Origin of the sequence: Anaeromyxobacter sp. SG17, from assembly GCF_022690695.1 — a bacterium.
Lineage (GTDB): Bacteria > Myxococcota > Myxococcia > Myxococcales > Anaeromyxobacteraceae > Anaeromyxobacter > Anaeromyxobacter soli.
In genome coordinates, this window is sequence record NZ_JALCYX010000058.1 from 8,501 (window position 1) to 27,729 (window position 19,229).

The following is a 19,229-nucleotide window of genomic DNA, read 5'->3' on the forward strand; positions in this document are numbered from 1 at the left end:
TCCGCGGCCGCGCCCAGCCCCACCTCGCGTCGCCGGCGCGCGTGGCTGGATCTCGCGGGGCCCCCCCCCCCCCCCGGGCGGCCGCCCCGCCGGGGCCCCACCCCTGCTCGGCGGGTCCCGTGAGCCGTCGCGACGGGGTACTCCTCCCTGCTGGCGACATGGCCGCGCCCGCCTCCAGACCGCTGTTCCTTGACGCTCCCCGCGGCGGCCGATAACTTCCGCGCCCGCCATGGCCCAGAACTCCAAGGTTCTCCGGAAGAAGTACCTCTCCCGTCCGCCCGTCGAGCCGATGCGCCTCAGGCCGGGGATGTCGGTCGAGGATCTCGTCGACGTCTATCGCCGCGCGGGCGCCTTCAACGGCGGCCGGCTCGCGGAGGGCTGCGACCTGTTCGGCCGGATGATCGACTCGGGCGCGACGATCGCGCTCACCGTCACCGGCGCCATGGCGCCCGCGGGGGTGGGCGGCGCGATCCAGGCGATGATCGAGGCGGGCTTCGTGGACCTCGTCATCTCCACGGGCGCGAACCTGTACCACGACCTCCACTTCGCGCTGAAGCTGCCGGTCGTCCAGGGCCACTTCCACGTGGACGACAAGGAGCTGTACCAGGCGGGCATCGAGCGCATCTACGACGTGTTCATCACCGAGGACTCGCTCCTCGACACCGACGCCTTCGTGCGCGAGGCGCTCGAGAAGGCGCCCAAGGCGCTGCGCGCCCGCATCTCCACGCCGCGGCTCCACCACTACCTCGGCCAGCTCGTGAACCAGCAGGCGCCGCTGCCGGAGAAGAGCTGGGTCGCGACCGCCGCCCGGTACGACGTCCCGGTCTTCACCTCCTCGCCGGGCGACTCCTCGATCGGCATGAACGTCGCCGCCATGAAGCTCCGCGGCGGCGAGACCACGATCGACCCCGACCTCGACGTCCTCCAGTCGACGGCCATCGTCTACGACGCCAAGGTGAACGGCGTCGTCATCCTCGGCGGCGGCTCGCCCAAGAACTTCTACCTGCAGACCCAGCCGACCCTCTGGCAGATCCTCGACCTCAACCGCGGCGGCCACGAGTACGTCCTGCAGATCTCGACGGACTCGCCGCAGTGGGGCGGCCTCTCGGGCGCGACGCCCTCCGAGGCGATCAGCTGGGGCAAGGTGCAGGCGAACATGATGAAGAACCACGTCGTGGTCTACTCGGACACGACGATCGCAGCGCCGCTCGTGTTCGCGTACGCGCTCGCGACGCGCAAGAAGCGCAAGCCCAAGCGGCTCTTCAAGCGCCTCCCGGACATGTACGAGACGCTCCGCAAGGCCCACGTCAAGAAGCACCCGGGCTCGGACGCGCTGCCGGAGATGCGCGACTCGGGCAAGGCGAAGTCCGTCGGCCCTGGCCGCGCGCTGCCGCGCCGTTAGACGTCCTCCATGTCCTTCGACCCCTCCGCCGCCGCCCAGCCGGGCTCCGGCGTCTTCGGCCTCCCGCACTCGGAGGAGGACGCCGGCGTCGTCCTCGTGCCCGTGCCGTTCGAGGCCACCACCTCCTACGGCGGCGGCACGAACCGCGGCCCCGAGGCGATCCTGTCGGCGAGCCGGCAGGTCGACCTGTTCGACGTGGAGACCGGCCGCCCCTACGAGGCCGGGATCCACATGCTCGAGGTGCCCGCGGCCATCGCCCGGCTCGACGAGGAGGCGCGCGCCGCCGCGGCGCCGGTGATCGCAGCCGGGGGCGTCGTGCAGGGCCGGGACGACCTCGCCCGCGCCGCCCAGGCGGTGGATCGGGCGTGCGAGCAGGTGAACCGGTGGGTGGAGGAGCGCGTCGAGGGCCTGCTCGCGAGGGGCAAGCGCGTCGGCCTCGTCGGCGGCGACCACTCCACGGCGCTCGGCTGCATCGCCGCCCACGCGCGCCGCCACCCCGGGCTCGGCGTCCTGCACGTCGACGCCCACGCCGACCTGCGGGTCGCCTTCGAAGGCTTCACTTACAGCCACGCCTCGGTGCTCTACAACGCGGCGGAGCGCTGCCCGGACATCGGGCGGATCGTGCAGGTGGGGCTGCGCGACCTGTCGGAGGAGGAGCACGCGTACGCCGGCCGGTCGGGCGGGCGCATCGTGCAGCACCACGACGCGCAGCTCGCGCAGGCCCGCTTCGACGGCGAGCCGTGGACGGCCACCGTCCGGCGCATCCTGGAGCCGCTCCCGCGCGACGTCTACGTGTCCTTCGACGTGGACGGCCTCGATCCGACGCTCTGCCCGCATACGGGCACGCCCGTGCCGGGCGGGCTCTCGTTCCAGGAGGCGACGGCGCTCGTCGGCGGCATCGTGCGGAGCGGCCGGCGCATCGTCGGCTTCGACCTCGTGGAGGTCGCCCCCGATCCGGAGGGCGGCGAGTGGGACGGCAACGTCGGCGCGCGCCTGCTCTACAAGCTCGTCGGCTGGATGCTCCGCTCGCAGGCGGCCTGATCCTCGGACGGGCGAGGCGCTGACGCGGAGCGCCGTCGCGCCTCCGCTCGGGGTTGCGCGCGGCGGCCCCCGGGCCGACCGTTCCGGTGTGAAGCCGCCCCAGCCGCTCCGCCTGGACGAGCGCCCAGCCATCCCCACGCCGCGCGACATCGTCGAGCGGCTCTCCCGGTTCGTCGTCGGCCAGGAGCGCGCCAAGCGCGCGCTCGCGATCGCCGCGTACAACCACCTGAAGCGCACCGCCCTCCGGCGCACGCGCCGGCAGGTGCCCATCCGCAAGTCGAACGTGCTGCTCATCGGCCCGACCGGCTGCGGGAAGACGCACCTCGCGCGGAACCTCGCGCAGATCCTCGACGTCCCCTTCCACGTGGCCGACGCCACGGAGTTCACCGAGGCCGGGTACTACGGCAAGGACGTCGAGCTGATCATCACGGAGCTGCTCGCGAAGGCGGGGCACGCCGTCGAGGAGGCGCAGCGCGGGATCGTCTTCATCGACGAGGTGGACAAGATCGCCCGGCGGACGCAGGGGCACCGCAGCGGCGTCGGCTCGCGCGACATCGGGGGCGAGGGCGTGCAGCAGGCCCTCCTGAAGCTCCTCGAGGGGCGCGAGGTCACCGTCCCCCTCGACGCCGCTCCGCACTGGTCTCGCCAGGAGGCGATCCCGGTCGACACGACCGACGTGCTCTTCGTCTGCGCCGGGACGTTCACGGACGTCTTCGCCTACGCGGCCGAGGGGCGCGGCCTCGGCTTCGGCGCGCGCGACGGCCGCCGGTGCGCGGCGCGGGCGATCCGCCAGAAGGACCTCCTCGAGTACGGGATGCTCGCCGAGTTCCTCGGGCGGCTGCCGATCGTCGTCCAGCTGGACGAGCTCTCGCAGGAGGAGCTCCTCGCCGTCCTCACCGGTCCGCCCGACGCGATCGTGCGCGAGGTGAAGGAGCTGCTCTCGGCCGACGGCGTCGAGCTGACGTTCACCGACGGGGCGCTGAGGGAGATCGTGCGGTTCGCGACGGACCGCGGGCTCGGCGCGCGCGGCCTGCGCGGCGTCGTCGAGGAGGTCGTCGCCGATCTGCTGTTCGAGGCGCCGGAGCGGCGCGGCACGCGCGCGACGGTCGACGCGGCCTGGGTCCGGCGTCGCGTGGACAGGATCGACGCGGCGACGCTCCACTGAGGGACCTCAGCGCCGCTCGGGCTCGCCCTCCCCGCGCGTCCGGAACCGCTCGAGCGTCCTCGCGCCGTCCGGCGCGACGCGCTCGACGAGGTCGTACCGCCCCGCGAGATCCACGAGCTGGCTCGAGCGCAGCGCCCGCGCGAGCCCCTCGGGAGCGAGGCGGCCCGCGAGGGCGAGGATCGAGAGCAGCACCCAGGCGCCGAGCGCGCCCTTCACGCCGCCGAGGAGCGCGCCCAGCCCGCGGTCGGCGGGGCCGCGCACGGCGCGCGCGGCCGCGGTGCCGCGCAGCAGCGCGCCGCCGACGAGCGAGATCAGCGCGGAGACGCCGAGGAACAGGAACGTGGGCGCGACGACGCGCGCGACGGGGGCGGACGCGAACCGGCCGAGGCCGGCCGCCACGGGCACGGCCAGGTGGTGCGCGGCGAGGCCTCCGGCGGCCACCGCCGCGAGCTGGACCAGCTGCCGGAGGGCCCCCGACGACGCGCCCAGCACGGCGGCGAGCGCCACCGCCGCGAGCGCCGCGAGATCGATCGTCGTGCCGGTCACTTGATCTTGAAGGCGTCGCCCTTCGCGCGCCCCCTGTCGAGCTCGCGCTGCACCGTGGCGAGCTGTTCCTTGAAGCGGGCGTTCTCGGGCTCGTACATGAGCGCGCTCTTCAGCGCGCGCTCCGCGCCCTCGAGGCGAGCGGCCTCGATCTCGACGAGCGCCGCCGCGTAGAACTTCCGGCCGTTCGGCGTCTGCCCGAGCTGCTCCTCGAGCTTCCGCTTCTGCTCGTCCTTCACCGCGGCCTCCTCGACCTCGGTGAAGCGCAGCTTCGCGGCGCGGTCGGGCCCGGAGACGTCGGCCTGGTAGCGCGCGCGCTTCCGGTCGTCGCGGAGCACCGTGTACGCCTCGTTGATGCGCCGGTAGATCCGGCCGACGAGGTCGCGCAGGGCGGCGTTGGGGAACGCGGCGAAGCGGTCCGGGTGGTACGCGCGCGACTCGCGGTAGTAGGCGGCCTTGATCTCCGCGGGCGTGGCGCCCTGCGGGAGCTTCAGGATCGCGAAGTAGTCGAGCTGATCCAGCGCGCCGGCCAGCGTCTCCACCTCGATGAGGAACTGGGCGTCCATCGTCTTGCCTCCGTCGGCCTAGGCGCGCGGACCGTGGGCGAGCTCGAGCTCGGCGTTGTGGTCGATCGCCGCGCGGAGGTCCTGCTCCGAGAGCCCCGACGAGAGGCTGATCGTGGTGGAGGTGCGCTGGCCCGTCTCGAGGTCCGCGGCGGAGACGTTCACGATGCCGTTCGAGTCGATCTCGAACGTCACCTGGATCTGCACCGCGCCGCGCTGCGCCACCCGGAAGCCCTTGAACTCGAACTCTCCGAGGAGCTCGCAGCCCTCCGCGCGGTTCGACTCCCCCTGGTAGACGCGGATCTTCACGCGGTCCTGGCCGTCGCGGCTCGTCGTGAAGGTCTTCGACTTCTCGATGGGGATGGGGGTGTTCTTGTCGATGATCTTCTCGGTGAAGCCGCCCACGGTGCCGACGCGGAGCGACAGCGGGGTCACGTCGAGCAGGTAGCTCGCCTGGCCGTGCTCGGCGGCGTTCCGGTTCAGGAGCGCGTGCGCCTGCAGCGCGGCCCCGAGCGCGACCGCCTCGTCGGGGTCGATCCCGGACATCGGCTCCTTCTGGAAGTAGTGCCGGACGCTGTTGCGGACGATCGGCAGCCGCGTCGGGCCGCCGACCAGGATGACCGCGTCGACGTCACCCGCGGTGAGCCGCGCCGACTGGAGCGCCTCGTCGCAGACCTTGAAGGTGCGCTGGACGAGATCCATCACCATCCGGTTGAACTGGTCGGTGGTCAGCTTGCCGCGCAGGTCGAGCACCTCGCCCTCCGGCGACTGGCAGATCCCGGGGACGTGGATGCTCGCCACCCCGTCCCGCCCCACCTCGATCTTCGCGCGCTCGCCCGCCTCCTTCAGCATCTGCAGGCAGAACTTGTTCTGCCGGAGGTCGAGACCGTGCCGCGCGAGGAAGTCGTCCGCGAGCCACGTCATGATCCGGTCGTCGAAGTCGTCGCCGCCGAGGTACGTGTCGCCCGCGGTCGAGAGCACCTCGAAGACGTCCTTGCCGATCTCGAGGATCGACACGTCGAACGTGCCGCCGCCGAGGTCGTAGACGCAGATCTTCTGGGAGATGTCCCGGCCGAAGCCGTAGGCGAGCGCGGCCGCGGTCGGCTCGTTGATGATGCGCAGCACCTCGAGGCCGGCGATGCGGCCCGCGTCCTTCGTCGCCTGGCGCTGGTTGTCGTTGAAGTACGCCGGGCAGGTGATGACGGCCTTCTTCACGTCGCGCCCGAGGGCGGTCTCGGCGATCGCCTTCATCTCCTTCAGGACGAGCGCCGAGACCTCCGGCACGGCGAGGTCGCGGTCGCGCACCTGCAGGCGGACCGCGTTGTTCGGCCCCTCCACGATCCGGTACGGCATCACCGCCTGCGCCTTCTTCACCTCGTCGGAGAAGAAGAAGCGCCCGATGAGCCGCTTCGCCGAGTACACGGTGCTCTCGGCGTTCGTGATGATGTTCTTCTTCGCGTCGTTCCCGACGAGGACGGAGCCGTCCTCGAGGAAGGACACGACCGAGGCGTGCGTGCGATCCCCCCACTCGTTCGGGAGTACCTGCGGGGACGCGCCGGCCTGGGTGACGGCGGCGACGGCGCTGTAGCTGGTTCCGAGATCGATTCCGACCGCGATGTCGTCGCTCATGGATGTTGTCCAGCGGTTTCGCCGGGTTAGCGCATCCTAGCGGCGGCTTCGACAGGCTGTCAAACGAGCGACCCCCCCCTCGTGTGGGCGTTCGGCGACCGACGCCGGCCCCGAGGCGCGCCCCCGGTTATTACTGTTTCGAGTGGCGAGGCGATCTCTCGCCGCAGGGTTCGTCGACCCGAGGAGAACGGATACATGGGCGCGCTCGTCGCGGTCCTTCAGACCGATGACAGCTTGCTCCGGTGCCAGCTGGAGCGGCTCAGGTCGCACGTGTCGCTGCAGGGCGAGGGGGACACTCTCCCGCTGGCCTACGGCTTCGGCTACTACACGGCCGGGAACGTGCTGCTCGGGAAGCGTCCGTCGGGGGCGACCGCTCCGCTCTCCCTCCCCGAGCTCGTGGGGAAGGTCGACTCGGAGGCGCTGCTCGTCCACGCACGCCTCTCGTCCGGCCTCGCCTCCAAGGACGAGAACACCCAGCCGTTCCGCTACCGCCGCTGGCTCTTCGCGCACGCGGGGACCGTCGCGGGGTGGGAGGGTATCCGCCCCAGGCTCCTCTCGGCGATCCCCGACCACCTCCGCCGGCAGATCGCGGGGGAGAGCTCCTCCGAGCACGCGTTCATGCTGTTCGCGAAGCACCTCAAGGACGACGGCCGCCTCGACGACCTCGACCTCGACGCGGCCACCGCGGGCCGCGCGCTCGCGCGGACGGTGCGGCAGCTCGAGGCGTGGGCGCGCGAGGCGGGGGAGCAGAAGGCGAGCCGGCTCGTGTTCGTGGCGACGAACGGGCGGATCATGGTCGCGACGCGCCGGGGAGGACCGCTCTTCTACGCGCTCTACGAGGGCATCGTCCCGTGCCCCCTCGACGAGATCGGCCTCGACACGCCCGAGAGCGACCCGCGCGTGCGGCCGCACCGGCGGGTGAAGGCGGTGGCGTTCGCCACGCGGCTCCTCGCCCCCAACGGCTTCATCGAGGTCCCGGAGGGGAGCGTCGTCGCGGTGAGCCGCTCCCTGCAGGTGTCGGTGTCGAGCCTCAACGGTCCGTAAATGACGTGATTCGCGCCACCTTCGGTGACGCGAGTCACGCTGCCGTTCAGGGATGTTCGAACGGGGGCGGACGCCGGTCAGACCACGCTCCACGGGCGGGGGACGAAGATCCCCTCCCACACGCCGATGGCGAAGCGGTCGGTCATCCCGGAGAGCCAGTCGATCACGGCCCGCTGCGGCGGATCGCCCTCGCGCGCGACCACGCCGTGCCGCTCGCGCAGCCGCCCGGGATCCTCGACGCACCAGTCGTGGAGATCGCGCAGGATCCGCTGCGCCTTCACGAACTCGTCGTGGACGACGGGGTTCTCGTAGACGCGCGCGTACAGGAAGTCGCGCAGCGCGAGCAGCGCCTCGTGCACGTCCGGCGACATCTCGATGTGGCCGCCCCCGTCCACGTCGGAGCGGCGGATGACGTCGCGGATGAGCGTGCGGTACCGCGAGGTGCCGCCGCCGCCGAGCACCCCGCGGATCGGCGCCGGGACGTCCGCCTCCTCGAAGAGCCCGGCCCGCACGGCGTCGTCGAGGTCGTGGTTCACGTACGCGATGATGTCGCTGAGCCGGACGATCTCGGCCTCGAGGGTGAGCGCCTTCGCGCCGCTCCCCTTGAGCAGCACGTTCCCCTTCCCCTTCGAGTGGCGCAGGATCCCGTCCCGCACCTCGGCGGTGAGGTTCAGCCCCTGCCCGTCGTTCTCGAGCACGTCCACGACGCGCACCGACTGGATGACGTGGTGGAAGCCGCCCGGCACGACGTCGTTCAGGATGCGCTCCCCGGCGTGCCCGAACGGCGTGTGGCCGAGGTCGTGCCCCATGACCATCGCCTCGACCAGCATCTCGTTCAGCCGGAGCGCGCGGGCGATGGAGCGCGCGACCTGCCCGACCTCGAGCGTGTGGGTGAGGCGCGTGCGGTAGTGATCGCCGCGCGGCGCGAGGAAGACCTGCGTCTTGCCGGCGAGGCGGCGGAAGGCCTTCGAGTGGACGAGCCTGTCCCGATCGCGCTGGAACGAGGGCCGCTCGTCGTCCTCCGGCTCCGGGCGCTCGCGCCCGCGGGACTGCGACGCCCGCGCGGCCCGCGGGTGCAGCGTCCGTTCCTCGAGGTCCTCGAGCATCTCGCGGATGGTCCCGGGCATGCGCCGCTTTCTAGCGCCCGGCCCCCGGCCTGTCATCCGTAGAAGCTCGCCTCCAGCGTCGCGAGGAAGACGTTCGCGAGCGCGTGCACCACGACCGGGGCGACGAGCCCGCCCGTGCGCTCGCGGACCCACCCGAACAGGAGCCCGGGCAGGAAGGTCGCGAGGCGCCAGGGCTCCAGCACCACCAGGTGGCCGAGCGCGAAGAGCGCCTGTGTCCAGAGGAACCCCGCCCCGAGGCGCGCGCCGAGCACCGTGACGCCGCGCTCCGGCGCGGAGCGGGCCCAGCTCGTCTGCATCCAGCCCCGGTAGAAGAGCTCCTCCGGCGCGGCCACGACGAGGAACTGCACCACCACGAGGAGGAGCACGCGCTCCGGGAGCCGCGCCGACAGCCGCGGGGCGATGCCGTACGGTGCGACGATCCGCGCGATCGCCCCTGGCAGGTGCGGGAGCGCCTCCGCGTAGAGCCAGAACAGCGCGGCGAAGACGGGGAACACCACCGCGCAGACGAGGAGCCCCTGCAGCGCGCCCCGGCCGAGCGCGCGCCAGGTGGCGGGGTCCCGCGGGGCGAGGCGCGGGACGCCGTAGGCGGCCCACGGGTCGTGGCGCGCCCGCAGGCGGCCGTCGGGGAGCGCGATGAACAGGAAGGCCGCGACCCCGGCGAGGTTCCCGGCGAGGAGCCCCGACGGCTCGACGTAGGAGAGGAGCTTCGCGAGCGCGAGCCCGCCGACGGCGAGGAGCCAGGTCCGCACGAGCACGCGAGGCGGATCGGGGGCGGGCGTCCTCCGCTGGAGCGGGGCGGCGGTGCGCGGGTCGGCGGACGTCCTCTGCACCGGGCCGGGATCGCACGGGTAGCGCGGAGCGTCAACCCGCCGCGTGTGCGCGCGCGTGCGCCGCGGCGGCGCGAGCGAGCGCCCGCCCTCGCCGCTGCCTCCGGGCCGGTCACCTCCGCCGGGCGGGCCCGCTCCGGTCGGCCGTCGCCCTGGGAGGACCCTATACTCGCCGCATGGATCGGGCCCCCGCCGTCGCCGGGCGGTTCTACACCGCCGAGGCCGCCGCGCTCGCCTCGCAGGTGGACGGGTTCCTCTCGGGCGCGGGCGAGAAGCTCCGCGCGCGCGGCCTCGTCGCGCCGCACGCGGGCTACGTCTACTCCGGCGCGATCGCGGGCGCGGTCTACGCGCGCGTGGAGGTCCCCGCGCGTGTCGTCGTGCTCGGCCCGAACCACACCGGGCTCGGCGCCGGCGCCGCGCTCTGGCCCGCACGCGGCGCGTGGCGCACGCCGCTCGGCGAGGTGCCGGTCGACGCGGAGCTCACCGCGGCGCTCGCCGCCTCCCCCCTCGTCACCCCCGACCCGAGCGCGCACGCGCGCGAGCACGCGCTCGAGGTGCAGGTGCCGTTTCTCCAGCGCGCGCGGCCCGGCGTCACGATCGCCGCGCTCTGCCTCGCGCACCTCGCGCTCGAGGACTGCGTGGCGCTCGGGAGGACCGTCGCCGACGCGGCCTCCGCCGCCGGCGCGCTCGTCGTGGCCTCGAGCGACATGAGCCACTACCTCCCCGCGACGGTCGCGCGGCGCCTGGATCACCGCGCCATCGAGCGCATCCTCGCGCTCGATCCGGAGGGGCTCTACGAGGTGGTCCACGCCGAGGACATCTCGATGTGCGGCGTCGTGCCGGCCACCGTGATGCTCGTCGCCGCGCGGCTCATGGGAGCCTCGCGGGCGGAGCTCGTCCGCTACGGCCACTCCGGCGAGGTGACGGGGGACGACGACCAGGTCGTCGGCTACGCGGGGATCGCGGTGGTTTGACGGGACCGCCGCCGCGGAACGTCAGCGCCGGCGGCCGCGCCGCGCGAGCGCCGCGAGCGCGAGGAGCGCGGAGGCGAGCTCGCCCGCCCCGCCCGCCGACGCGCAGCCGCCGCGCCCCGCCGCCTTCACGGGGGAGGTCCACGTGGCCCCGCCGCGCGGGTAGATGGCGCAGAGGCCCGCCCGGTCGTCGGCGGTGAGGGTGCGCTTCGACACGTCGCCCAGGCTCGCCGCCGGGAACATGACGACCGCCCGGTACGGGCTCGTCCGCGGGTTGCAGTCCGAGTCGCCGAGGTTGCACGGGTGGGCGAGGCCGATGAAGTGGCCGATCTCGTGCGTCGCGTTCGACTGGAGGTCCACGTAGGTGCAGCCGCTCTGGGCGTAGAGCGTGCAGGGCGACTGCGCGGTGGGCGTGCACGTGAAGTACCAGCCGTACGGCGGCTGGGTCGCACCAGCGGTGGAGCTGAGCGGGCCGGACTGACCGTCCCAGTCGGCGAACTCGATGTCGGCGTCGTAGATCCGCCCGCTGTTGGCGTCGTGCGTGACGGTGGTGATCGCGATGGTCGCCCGGTCCGCCGGCTGCGCGTCCTCGAAGCAGTCGTAGGTGTTCGCGCACGAGCCGGCGTTCCAGCACGCGTCCGTGCTCGGCGCGACGTCGGAGCACCAGCCCGCGCGGAAGACCACGAGGTTCTCGTTCCGCGAAGCCCGCGGGTCGTAGCCTGCCGTCACGACGTCGGTGGTGCCCTGGTCCACGAGCTGGAGATCGGTGCAGTCCTGCACGGCGCCGGTCCAGGTGCGGAACGCGGCGCGCACCGCCTCCATCGCGGCGGTGTCCGCGTACTGGGAGGTGTCCGCGCACGAGGGGGCGGACGCGGCGCGGCGCGGGTTGATCTGGTAGCCGACCGTCCGCTCCTGCCAGTAGAACGCGGCCCCGTTACCGCTCGTGCTGCGCTCGTAGGCGCGCGCCGCGGGCGGCGCGAGGAGCAGCACCGCGACGGCGGCGGCGAGGCGCACCGCGCGCGCGCTCACCGCGCGCTCCGGACGCGCCGCTCGAGCTCGTCGACGGACATCCGTCCGACCGCGCGCTCCCCCGCGGCGAGGCCGCGCGGCGCGAAGCGTGCGCCCTCGGTGCCGGGCGTCGCCATGCCGTCCTCGACCCGGTACTTCCCGAGCGCGAGGCCGTTCACGCGCCAGGTGTTCCCGCGCCGCCCCGCGAAGACGACGACCTCCTCGCCCTCCTCGAAGGTGGGCGCCGCGTCCACCGTCTGCGCGATCTCGCCGACCTTGCCGCCGGGCACGAGCAGCCTGAGCCGCTCGCCCGGCCGGCCCTTCCACGCGCTCGTCACGCGGACGACGACCTCGGTGACGATGCGCGCTCCGGCCCAGCGCGAGCTCGTGCGCTCGACGACGCCGCGCGCGACGATCTGGGAGGTGCGCGCGGTCTCCTCGACGCTCGTCTCGAGGAAGGTCGCCGCGCGCGCGGCGCCGGGCGCGCCCGCGAGCAGGGAGGCGAGGAGGAGCGCGGTCGTTGGTTTCATCAGCGCGCGATTCTACCCATGCTAGGTTCCGCCCGCCATGGACACACCCCGCGTTCGCTTCGCCCCGTCTCCCACGGGATACCTGCACATCGGCGGTGCCCGCACCGCGCTCTTCAACTGGCTGTGGGCGCGACGCAACGGCGGCACGTTCGTGCTGCGGATCGAGGACACGGATCGGGAGCGCTCGACGCAGGCGGCGGTGGACGCGATCTTCGACGGCCTGCGCTGGCTCGGCCTCGACTGGGACGAGGGGCCGGACGTCGGCGGCCCGCACGGGCCCTACTTCCAGACGCAGCGCCTCGGGATCTACGCGGAGCACGCGGAGCGGCTCATCCGCGAGGGCAAGGCGTACGCCTGCTACTGCACGAAGGAGACGCTCGACGCCCAGCGCAAGCAGGCCGAGGCCGAGAAGCGCCAGTTCCGCTACCCGGGCACCTGCCGGAGCCTCCCCTACGATCCCTCCCGACCGCACGTCATCCGGTTCCGCGTCCCCGAGACGGGCTCGACGACGTTCGTCGACCTCGTGAAGGGGCCGATCGAGACCTCCCACGAGGTGCTGCAGGACGAGGTGATCCTGCGCGGCGACGGCGTCCCCCTCTACAACTTCGGCGCGGTCGTCGACGACGTGACGATGGGGATCAACCTCGTCGCGCGCGGCGACGACCACGTGAACAACACGGCCCGGCAGATCCTCATGTACCAGGCGCTCGGGTACCCGGTCCCGCGGTTCGCGCACCTGCCCATGATCCTCGGCGCCGACAAGACGCGCCTCTCCAAGCGCCACGGCGCGACGAGCGTCACCGCCTACCGCGACATGGGCTACCTGCCCGAGGCGGTGGTGAACTACCTCGTGCGCCTCGGCTGGTCCCACGGGGACCAGGAGATCTTCACGCGCGACGAGCTCGTCCGGTACTTCGACTTCAAGGACGTGGGCGCCACGGCGGGCGTGTTCAACCCGGAGAAGATGGCCTGGGTGAACCACGAGTGGCTGAAGAAGCTCTCGGACGAGGAGCTCGCGCGGCACGCCCTGCCCCACTTCCTCGCCGCCGGGCTCCCCGCGGCCGACGACGCGAAGCTCCGCCACGTCTGCGCGGTGGCGCGCGAGCGGGCGCGCACCTTCGGCGAGTACGTGCAGCAGTTCCGCTACTTCTACGCGCCGATCACGCTCGACCCCAAGGCGAAGGCCAAGTTCCTGACGGCCGACACGAAGCCCATCCTGGAGGCCATCCGCGGCGGCCTCGCCGGCCTGGACGCGCTCGAGACCGAGGCGATCGAGAAGCTCTTCCACTCCGAGGCCGAGCAGCGCGGCCTCGGGCTCGGCAAGATCGCCCAGCCGGTGCGCGTCGCGCTCACCGGCGGCACGGCCTCGCCCGGCATGTACGACGTCGTCCAGATCCTCGGCAAGGAAGAGACGCTGCGCCGCCTCGACGACGCGCTCCGGCTCATCGGCTGAACCCGCCGGGAGCGGCGCGGCACCCTCGCGTTCGCCGGGCCCGCGGGGTCGCCGCAGGGTTGCGGGGCGTGGCGCGCTGCGATACCACCATCGGCCACCATGAGCGACGCCCCGCGCCCCTCGAACTTCCTCGCCGACATCGTCGAGGCGGACCTCCGCGCCGGCAGGAACGGCGGCCGGGTGGTCACGCGCTTCCCGCCCGAGCCGAACGGCTTCCTCCACATCGGCCACGCGAAGTCGATCCTCCTCAACTTCGGCCTGGCCCGGGCGTACGGCGGGCACACCCACCTGCGCTTCGACGACACGAACCCCGTGACGGAGGAGACCGAGTACGTCGAGGCCATCCAGGCGGACGTGCGCTGGCTCGGCTGCGAGTGGGGCGGGCACCTCTACTACGCCTCGGACTTCTTCGAGCGGATGTACGCGTGCGCCGAGCGGCTCGTGCGCGACGGCAAGGCCTACGTCGACAGCCAGACGCAGGATCGGATCCGCGAGCAGCGCGGCAGCTTCGAGCGACCGGGAGTGAACAGCCGGTTCCGCGATCGCCCGGCGGCCGAGAGCCTCGACCTCCTCCACCGCATGCGCGCCGGCGAGCTCCCGGACGGCGCCGCCGTCCTGCGCGCGCGGATCGACATGGCGCACCCGAACGTGCTCATGCGCGATCCGCTGCTCTACCGGATCCGGCACGCGAGCCACCACCGGACCGGCGACCGGTGGTGCATCTACCCGATGTACGACTTCGCCCATCCGCTCGAGGACGCGTTCGAGGGCGTGACGCACTCCATCTGCACGCTCGAGTTCGAGTCCAACCGCGAGCTGTACGACTGGGTGCTCGACAACCTCGGGCCGTGGGATCCGCGCCCCCGGCAGTACGAGTTCGCCCGGCTCTCGCTCGGCTACACCGTGCTCTCGAAGCGCAAGCTCCTGCAGCTCGTGAACGAGCGGCGCGTCTCGGGCTGGGACGATCCGCGCATGCCCACCATCGCCGGGATGCGCCGGCGCGGCGTGACGCCCGAGGCGCTCCGCGACTTCGCTGACCTCATCGGCGTCGCGAAGAACAACAGCGTCGTCGACATCGGCAAGCTCGAGTTCGCCATCCGCGGGGACCTCGAGCGCCGCACCCCGCGCGCGCTCGCGGTGCTGAACCCGCTCCGGCTGGTCGTCGAGAGCTGGCCCGCGGACCGGACCGAGGAGCTGGACGTCCCGTGGTGGCCCGCCGAGCCGGCCCGCGGCGGGAGCCGCAAGGTGCCGTTCGGCCGGGAGCTCCTCATCGAGCGGGACGACTTCTCCGAGGAGCCCCCGAAGGACTGGAAGCGGCTCGCGCCCGGCCGCGAGGTGCGGCTCGCCGGCGGCTACGTCGTGCGCTGCGAGGGCGTGGAGCGCGACGCGTCCGGCGCGATCACCGCGGTGCGGGCGACGCACGATCCGGCCTCGCGCGGCGAGGGCGAGCGGCGCAAGGTCTCCGGCACGATCCACTGGGTCCACGCGACGCGCTCGGTCCCCGCGGAGGTCCGGCTCTACGACCGGCTCTTCGCGGTCGAGCAGCCCGACGCCGAGCCCGACTTCCTCCAGGCCCTGAACCCCGACTCGCTCGTGCTCGCGAAGGGCGCCCGCGTGGAGCCCGCCCTCGCGGACGCGGCGCCGGGGACGCGCTGGCAGTTCCTCCGCCAGGGCTACTTCTTCGTGGACCCGGTGGACTCGCGCCCCGGCGCGCCCGCGTTCAACCGGACGATCACGCTCAAGGACACGTGGGCCGCGCGGACCGCGGTGAAGCCCGAGGCGCGGCGCGCGAGGCGGGAGCCCGCGCCGGCCGGCGGCGCCGAGGGGGCGGGGCCCGGGGCGTCGCGGAAGGCCCGCGCCGAGCTGCGCGCCGAGGCGCGCGCCGCGGACCCGGGGCTCGCCGCGCGCCACGCCCGCTACACGGGGCCGCTCGCGCTCTCCGAGGAGGAGGCCGATCTCCTCTCCGCCGACGCCGCGGTCGCGACCTGGTTCGACGCGGCCGTCGCCGTCCACCCGAACGCACGCTCCGTGGCGCGCTGGCTCGTGAACGACCTCGCCGGTCTCGCGCGCGATCGCGAGCTCGCGTCCCTGCCGCTCCAGCCCGCCGCGTTCGGCCGGCTGGTCGCGCTCGTCGACGCCGGCCGCCTCACCCCGGCGGCGGGCAAGACGCTCCTCGCGGAGCTCGTCGAGCAGGGGGGCGATCCCGAGGCGCGCATGAAGGCGCTCGGCCTCGAGAAGGTGGCCGACCGCGCCGCCGTGGAGGCCGCCGTCGCGCGCGCCCTCGAGGCGCGCCGGGCCGAGGCCGATCGGTACCGCGCCGGAGAGAAGAAGCTCTTCGGCGTGCTGGTCGGCGCCGCCATGCGCGAGACCGGCGGCACCGCCGACGCGGCCCTGGTGCGGAAGGTGCTGGAGGAGAAGCTCGGGTAGCCATGGGAGCCGACGTCGATCCCCTCCCCGTGACGTGCCGCCCCGGCCGTCCCGAGGACGCGGACGCGATCGCCCGCATCTACAACCAGGGCATCGAGGATCGCTCCGCCACGTTCGAGACGCGGCCGCGGATCGCCGCGGAGGTGTCGGAGTGGCTCGTGAACCCGGTCGTCGTCGCGGAGGATGCGGGCGCCGTGCTCGGCTACGGCGCCCTGTTCCCCACGAGCGCCCGCCCCTGCTACGCAGGCGTGCTGGAGCTGTCGGTGTACGTCGCCCGCGACGGGCGCGGGCGGGGCGTCGGACGCGCCCTCGGCGTGGCCCTCCTCCAGGCGGCCGAGGCCGCGGGCGCGTGGAAGGTCGTCGGCAAGATCTTCGTAGAGAACCACGCGAGCGCGTCGCTCTGCCGCTCCCTGGGGTTCCGCGAGGTCGGCGTGCATCGGCGCCACGCGCGGCTCGACGGCGCCTGGCGCGACGTGCTCCTCGTGGAGCGGCTCGTCGGGGACGCTCGCGAGCGTTGAGTCGCGGCGGGAGCGCGGCCGCTCCTCGGCGAACCCACAAGGCACGGGCCGGGTCCCCTGTCCTCACGCCATCCTCGCGCCATCCCGCTCCGCAAGGAGGAAGCGCATGGCCGCGAAGAAGATCCTCATGCTCGTCGGCGACTTCGTCGAGGACTACGAGGCGATGGTGCCGTACCAGATCCTCACGATGGTCGGTCACACGGTCCACACCGTCTGCCCAGGCAAGAGGCCCGGAGACACGGTGAAGACGGCGGTGCACGACTTCGTCGGCGATCAGACCTACGTCGAGCTGCCCGGGCACCGCTTCGCGATCACCGCCGCCTTCGAGGAGCTCCGGCCGGGCGACTACGACGCGCTCGTCATCCCCGGGGGGCGCGCGCCCGAGTACCTGCGGCTCAATCCGCGCGTCATCGAGCTCGTACAGGGCTTCGCGCGCGACGACAAGCCCATCGCCGCGATCTGCCACGGCCCGCAGATCCTCGCCGCCGCGGGCGTCCTGAAGGGGAAGGCCTGCCTCGCCTACCCCGCCGTCGGTCCGGAGTGCACCGCCGCGGGCGCCCGCTTCGGCGAGGTGAACGCGACCGCGTCGAACGCCTTCACCGACGGGAAGCTCGTCACCGCGCCGGCCTGGCCCGCGCACCCGGAGTGGATGCGGCAGTTCCTGAAGGTGCTCGGCTCGCGCGTCGAGGCGTAGGGTTCGAGGCAGGACGACGGCGGCGGCGCCGTCCTCGCGCCTCTCGTCCCCCCACCCGTACGAGGACGTGCGCGCCCTGCCCGCGGCGCGGGTCCGCTCGCCCGGAGGCTCGTCGAAGGGCGAGCGGACTCGGCCGCTCCCCTGCCGGATTACCCCCGCCCGGTCTCCGCGAGCCACGTGAGGATCGCCCGGTTCACCTCGCCGGGCGCCTCGTTCTGCACGAAGTGTCCTGCCTCCGCGATGAGCACCACGGCGGGCGCGTTCCCGGGTGCGAACCAGGGCGCGAGCTTCTCCGGCGCGATCGTCTCGAGCCCGAGGAAGCGGTCCCGGACGCCCCACACCACGAGCGTCGGCGCCGAGACCGGGCGGGCGCGGGCGGCGCGACCGAAGGCTCCGCGCTCGCGGAACGCTGCCCGGTAATAGGCGAGCGCCGCGGCGGCCGCCTCGCGCGATGCGAACGCTTCCCGGTATCGCTCGAGCTCGTCCCGCGGGAAGGCGTCGCGCCGGTACGCGCCGCCCCGCAGCGCCCGCGCGATCGCGGCGGCGCGGTCGCGCGCGAGGAGCCGCTCCGGCAGCCACGGCAGCTGGAAGGCGAGCATGTAGCGCGAGCGCAGGAGCTGGCGGGGGTTCACGCGAAGCTCGCGGGCGAACGCCGCCGGGTGCGGGCAGTTCAGCACCACCAGCCGCTCCACCACCTGCGGCGCGTACGTCGCCGCCGCCCAGGCGATCGCGCCACCCCAGTCGTGTCCGCACACGACGGCGCGCTCGCGCCCGAGGGCGCGCACCATCCCGGCCACGTCGCCCGCGAGCGTGCGCAGGTCGTACGGACCTCGCCGCTCGGTGCGCCCGTAGCCGCGCAGATCCGGCGCGACCGCGCGGTAGCCTGCCGCCGCCAGGGCGGGGAGCTGGTGGTGCCAGGAGCGCGACAGCTCGGGGAACCCGTGCAGCAGGACCACCAGCGGCCCGTCCTCGGGACCCGCTGCGCGAGCGAAGAACCGCAGCCCGTCGGCGTAGAGCTCGAGTGTGTCGGTGTCGCCCAGGGTCCGAGCGCTACCCCCGCGCTCGACTGACCGCGAGAATTCGCTTGGGGTCATACGGATCACCGAGCCCCTGTCCCGTCGGCGGGGGACCCCACTTCCAGTGGAGCGCCCGGATCTGGTACACGCAGCGTGCAGCGACATCCGGCCGCACGCCTTTGGTTTCCGGCGAGCGCCGTAACCCTTTGGGGGACCAATGACGAGGACTTTACGGTTACTGCTCCTTCCCTCCTTCACCCTGGCGCTCGTCGCCGGCTGCTCCGGATCGAGCGATCCGGGTGACGCTGGCTCCAACAACCCACAGTCGGCGGGCTGGTTCGTCGCGACCACCGGGTCGGACAGCGCGGCCGGCACCCGGCAAGCGCCATTCGCCACGATCGCGCGCGGCATCGCGGCCGCCTCGGCGCTCGGAGGCGGCGACGTGCACGTCGCCGCGGGCACCTACCCAGGCACGCTGGAGCTCGCGAACGACGTCGCCGTGTACGGAGGGTACGACGCCGCCTGGGCCCGCAATCCGTCCGTGAACGTGACGGTCGTGCAGGGCGGCTCTGGCGACCTGCACGGCAACGACGGCGTCTTCGGCCGGGGGGTGACGAACGTCATCCTCGACGGCCTCACGATCCGCAGCGCGGCCGCGACCCTGCTCGGGCGGAGCTCCTACGGCGTCCGGCTCGACTCCTCGTCCAACGTCCAGCTGCACGCCCTCGTCATCGAGGCAGGAGACGGCGCGCCCGGTCTCCCGGGCGGGACGCCCCCGGGCGGACAGGTAGGACAGCCTGGCGAGAACGGAACCGCGGCGTGCACGGAGAATACGTGCACCGGCGTGGGCGGAGCCGGGGGGACTCTCGGATCCATGGGGGGTGCCGGAGGGATGGGCGGATACGCCACCGACGGAACCGCCGGCCAGCGTGGGCTGGGGACGGGCGGCGGCGCCGGGGGCGCAGGCGGCATTCTGTACGGCACCGCGACGACCATCGCGGGCAAGAATGGATCTCCGGGCGCGAGCGGAGCGGCGGGCGCGAACGCCCCTGGCGGCGCCTCGCTCGGAGTCGTGAGCGACGCTCGTTACGCCGGGCACATCGGCAGCGCCGTGGGCGGCATCGGTGGACCGGGCAGCTTTGGCGCGGGAGGGGGCGGCGGTGGCGGGGGCGGCGGCGCGATGGTGTGGAACAACGCGCTCGGCGACTTCGTGGACCACACCGGTGCAGGCGGTGGAGGGGGCGGCTCGGGCGGCGGCCCGGGAAACGGCG

At 73.5% G+C, this 19,229-nt stretch carries 18 protein-coding genes; 10 read left to right on the forward strand and 8 right to left on the reverse strand.

What is annotated here, in order from left to right:
- The first annotated feature begins 229 nt into the window (after window positions 1-229).
- From speY to clpX, 3 genes are all read left to right on the forward strand, one after another.
- Complete coding sequence (gene speY / locus MNY60_RS17675; RefSeq protein WP_242361277.1) at window positions 230-1,402, forward strand: deoxyhypusine synthase; 1,173 nt, start codon at window positions 230-232, stop codon at window positions 1,400-1,402.
- A 9-nt stretch (window positions 1,403-1,411) separates the two neighbouring features.
- Window positions 1,412-2,443: an agmatinase family protein gene (locus MNY60_RS17680; protein WP_242356505.1), complete on the forward strand. Its 1,032-nt coding sequence runs from the start codon at window positions 1,412-1,414 to the stop codon at window positions 2,441-2,443.
- 88 nt (window positions 2,444-2,531) lie between these two features.
- Window positions 2,532-3,608: an ATP-dependent Clp protease ATP-binding subunit ClpX gene (gene clpX / locus MNY60_RS17685; protein ID WP_242361280.1), complete on the forward strand. Its 1,077-nt coding sequence runs from the start codon at window positions 2,532-2,534 to the stop codon at window positions 3,606-3,608.
- 6 nt (window positions 3,609-3,614) lie between these two features.
- On the opposite strand, the gene MNY60_RS17690 is transcribed toward clpX, so the two are convergent.
- From MNY60_RS17690 to MNY60_RS17700, 3 genes are read right to left on the reverse strand one after another with little or no spacing between them, the layout of a single operon-like run.
- Entirely contained in the window at window positions 3,615-4,154 is a 540-nt protein-coding gene (locus MNY60_RS17690; protein ID WP_242361282.1) for a CvpA family protein, read from the reverse strand.
- A complete protein-coding gene (locus MNY60_RS17695) occupies window positions 4,151-4,717 on the reverse strand; it encodes a DnaJ domain-containing protein (RefSeq protein WP_242340073.1) in 567 nt (188 codons plus the stop codon). Before MNY60_RS17695 ends, MNY60_RS17690 begins: the two co-directional genes overlap by 4 nt.
- An 18-nt stretch (window positions 4,718-4,735) precedes the next feature.
- Window positions 4,736-6,343: an Hsp70 family protein gene (locus MNY60_RS17700; RefSeq protein ID WP_242340072.1), complete on the reverse strand. Its 1,608-nt coding sequence runs from the start codon at window positions 6,341-6,343 to the stop codon at window positions 4,736-4,738.
- A 195-nt stretch (window positions 6,344-6,538) separates the two neighbouring features.
- Between MNY60_RS17700 and MNY60_RS17705 the strand changes: the two genes are divergently transcribed.
- Window positions 6,539-7,387 (forward strand): class II glutamine amidotransferase, encoded by an 849-nt coding sequence (locus tag MNY60_RS17705; protein ID WP_242340071.1) that lies wholly within the window; start codon window positions 6,539-6,541, stop codon window positions 7,385-7,387.
- 77 nt (window positions 7,388-7,464) lie between these two features.
- Here MNY60_RS17705 and MNY60_RS17710 read toward each other — a convergent pair whose 3' ends face one another.
- On the reverse strand, window positions 7,465-8,514 hold the full coding sequence (locus MNY60_RS17710; RefSeq protein ID WP_242340070.1) for a deoxyguanosinetriphosphate triphosphohydrolase: 1,050 nt from the start codon (window positions 8,512-8,514) through the stop codon (window positions 7,465-7,467).
- Between the two features lie 32 nt (window positions 8,515-8,546).
- On the reverse strand, window positions 8,547-9,344 hold the full coding sequence (gene mrtX / locus MNY60_RS17715; RefSeq protein ID WP_242356854.1) for a myxosortase MrtX: 798 nt from the start codon (window positions 9,342-9,344) through the stop codon (window positions 8,547-8,549).
- 173 nt (window positions 9,345-9,517) lie between these two features.
- On the opposite strand from mrtX, the gene amrB reads away from it, so the two are divergent.
- Window positions 9,518-10,315, forward strand: a complete 798-nt coding sequence (gene amrB, locus MNY60_RS17720; RefSeq protein WP_242340068.1) for an AmmeMemoRadiSam system protein B — start codon at window positions 9,518-9,520, stop codon at window positions 10,313-10,315.
- 21 nt (window positions 10,316-10,336) lie between these two features.
- On the opposite strand, the gene MNY60_RS17725 is transcribed toward amrB, so the two are convergent.
- Both MNY60_RS17725 and MNY60_RS17730 read right to left on the reverse strand, forming a co-directional pair.
- On the reverse strand, window positions 10,337-11,341 hold the full coding sequence (locus MNY60_RS17725; protein ID WP_242356856.1) for a peptidase M10: 1,005 nt from the start codon (window positions 11,339-11,341) through the stop codon (window positions 10,337-10,339).
- Window positions 11,338-11,850 (reverse strand): hypothetical protein, encoded by a 513-nt coding sequence (locus MNY60_RS17730; RefSeq protein WP_242356858.1) that lies wholly within the window; start codon window positions 11,848-11,850, stop codon window positions 11,338-11,340. Before MNY60_RS17730 ends, MNY60_RS17725 begins: the two co-directional genes overlap by 4 nt.
- A gap of 37 nt (window positions 11,851-11,887) precedes the next feature.
- Between MNY60_RS17730 and gltX the strand changes: the two genes are divergently transcribed.
- From gltX to MNY60_RS17750, 4 genes are all read left to right on the forward strand, one after another.
- Window positions 11,888-13,303 (forward strand): glutamate--tRNA ligase, encoded by a 1,416-nt coding sequence (gltX, locus tag MNY60_RS17735; RefSeq protein WP_242356860.1) that lies wholly within the window; start codon window positions 11,888-11,890, stop codon window positions 13,301-13,303.
- Between the two features lie 99 nt (window positions 13,304-13,402).
- Entirely contained in the window at window positions 13,403-15,730 is a 2,328-nt protein-coding gene (locus tag MNY60_RS17740) for a glutamine--tRNA ligase/YqeY domain fusion protein (RefSeq protein WP_242361284.1), read from the forward strand.
- Between the two features lie 2 nt (window positions 15,731-15,732).
- Window positions 15,733-16,248: an arsinothricin resistance N-acetyltransferase ArsN1 family A gene (locus MNY60_RS17745; RefSeq protein ID WP_242341518.1), complete on the forward strand. Its 516-nt coding sequence runs from the start codon at window positions 15,733-15,735 to the stop codon at window positions 16,246-16,248.
- A gap of 106 nt (window positions 16,249-16,354) precedes the next feature.
- Complete coding sequence (locus tag MNY60_RS17750) at window positions 16,355-16,942, forward strand: DJ-1/PfpI family protein (RefSeq protein WP_242341519.1); 588 nt, start codon at window positions 16,355-16,357, stop codon at window positions 16,940-16,942.
- A 149-nt stretch (window positions 16,943-17,091) separates the two neighbouring features.
- Here the strand turns inward: MNY60_RS17750 and MNY60_RS17755 are convergent, their stop codons facing one another.
- Window positions 17,092-17,898 carry an alpha/beta fold hydrolase gene (locus MNY60_RS17755; RefSeq protein WP_242341520.1) on the reverse strand — a complete coding sequence of 269 codons (807 nt, stop codon included), beginning with the start codon at window positions 17,896-17,898 and terminating at the stop codon, window positions 17,092-17,094.
- A gap of 277 nt (window positions 17,899-18,175) precedes the next feature.
- Between MNY60_RS17755 and MNY60_RS23970 the strand changes: the two genes are divergently transcribed.
- Window positions 18,176-19,229: DUF1565 domain-containing protein (locus MNY60_RS23970; protein WP_277957072.1), on the forward strand; the 1,054-nt coding region annotated here is incomplete at its 3' end.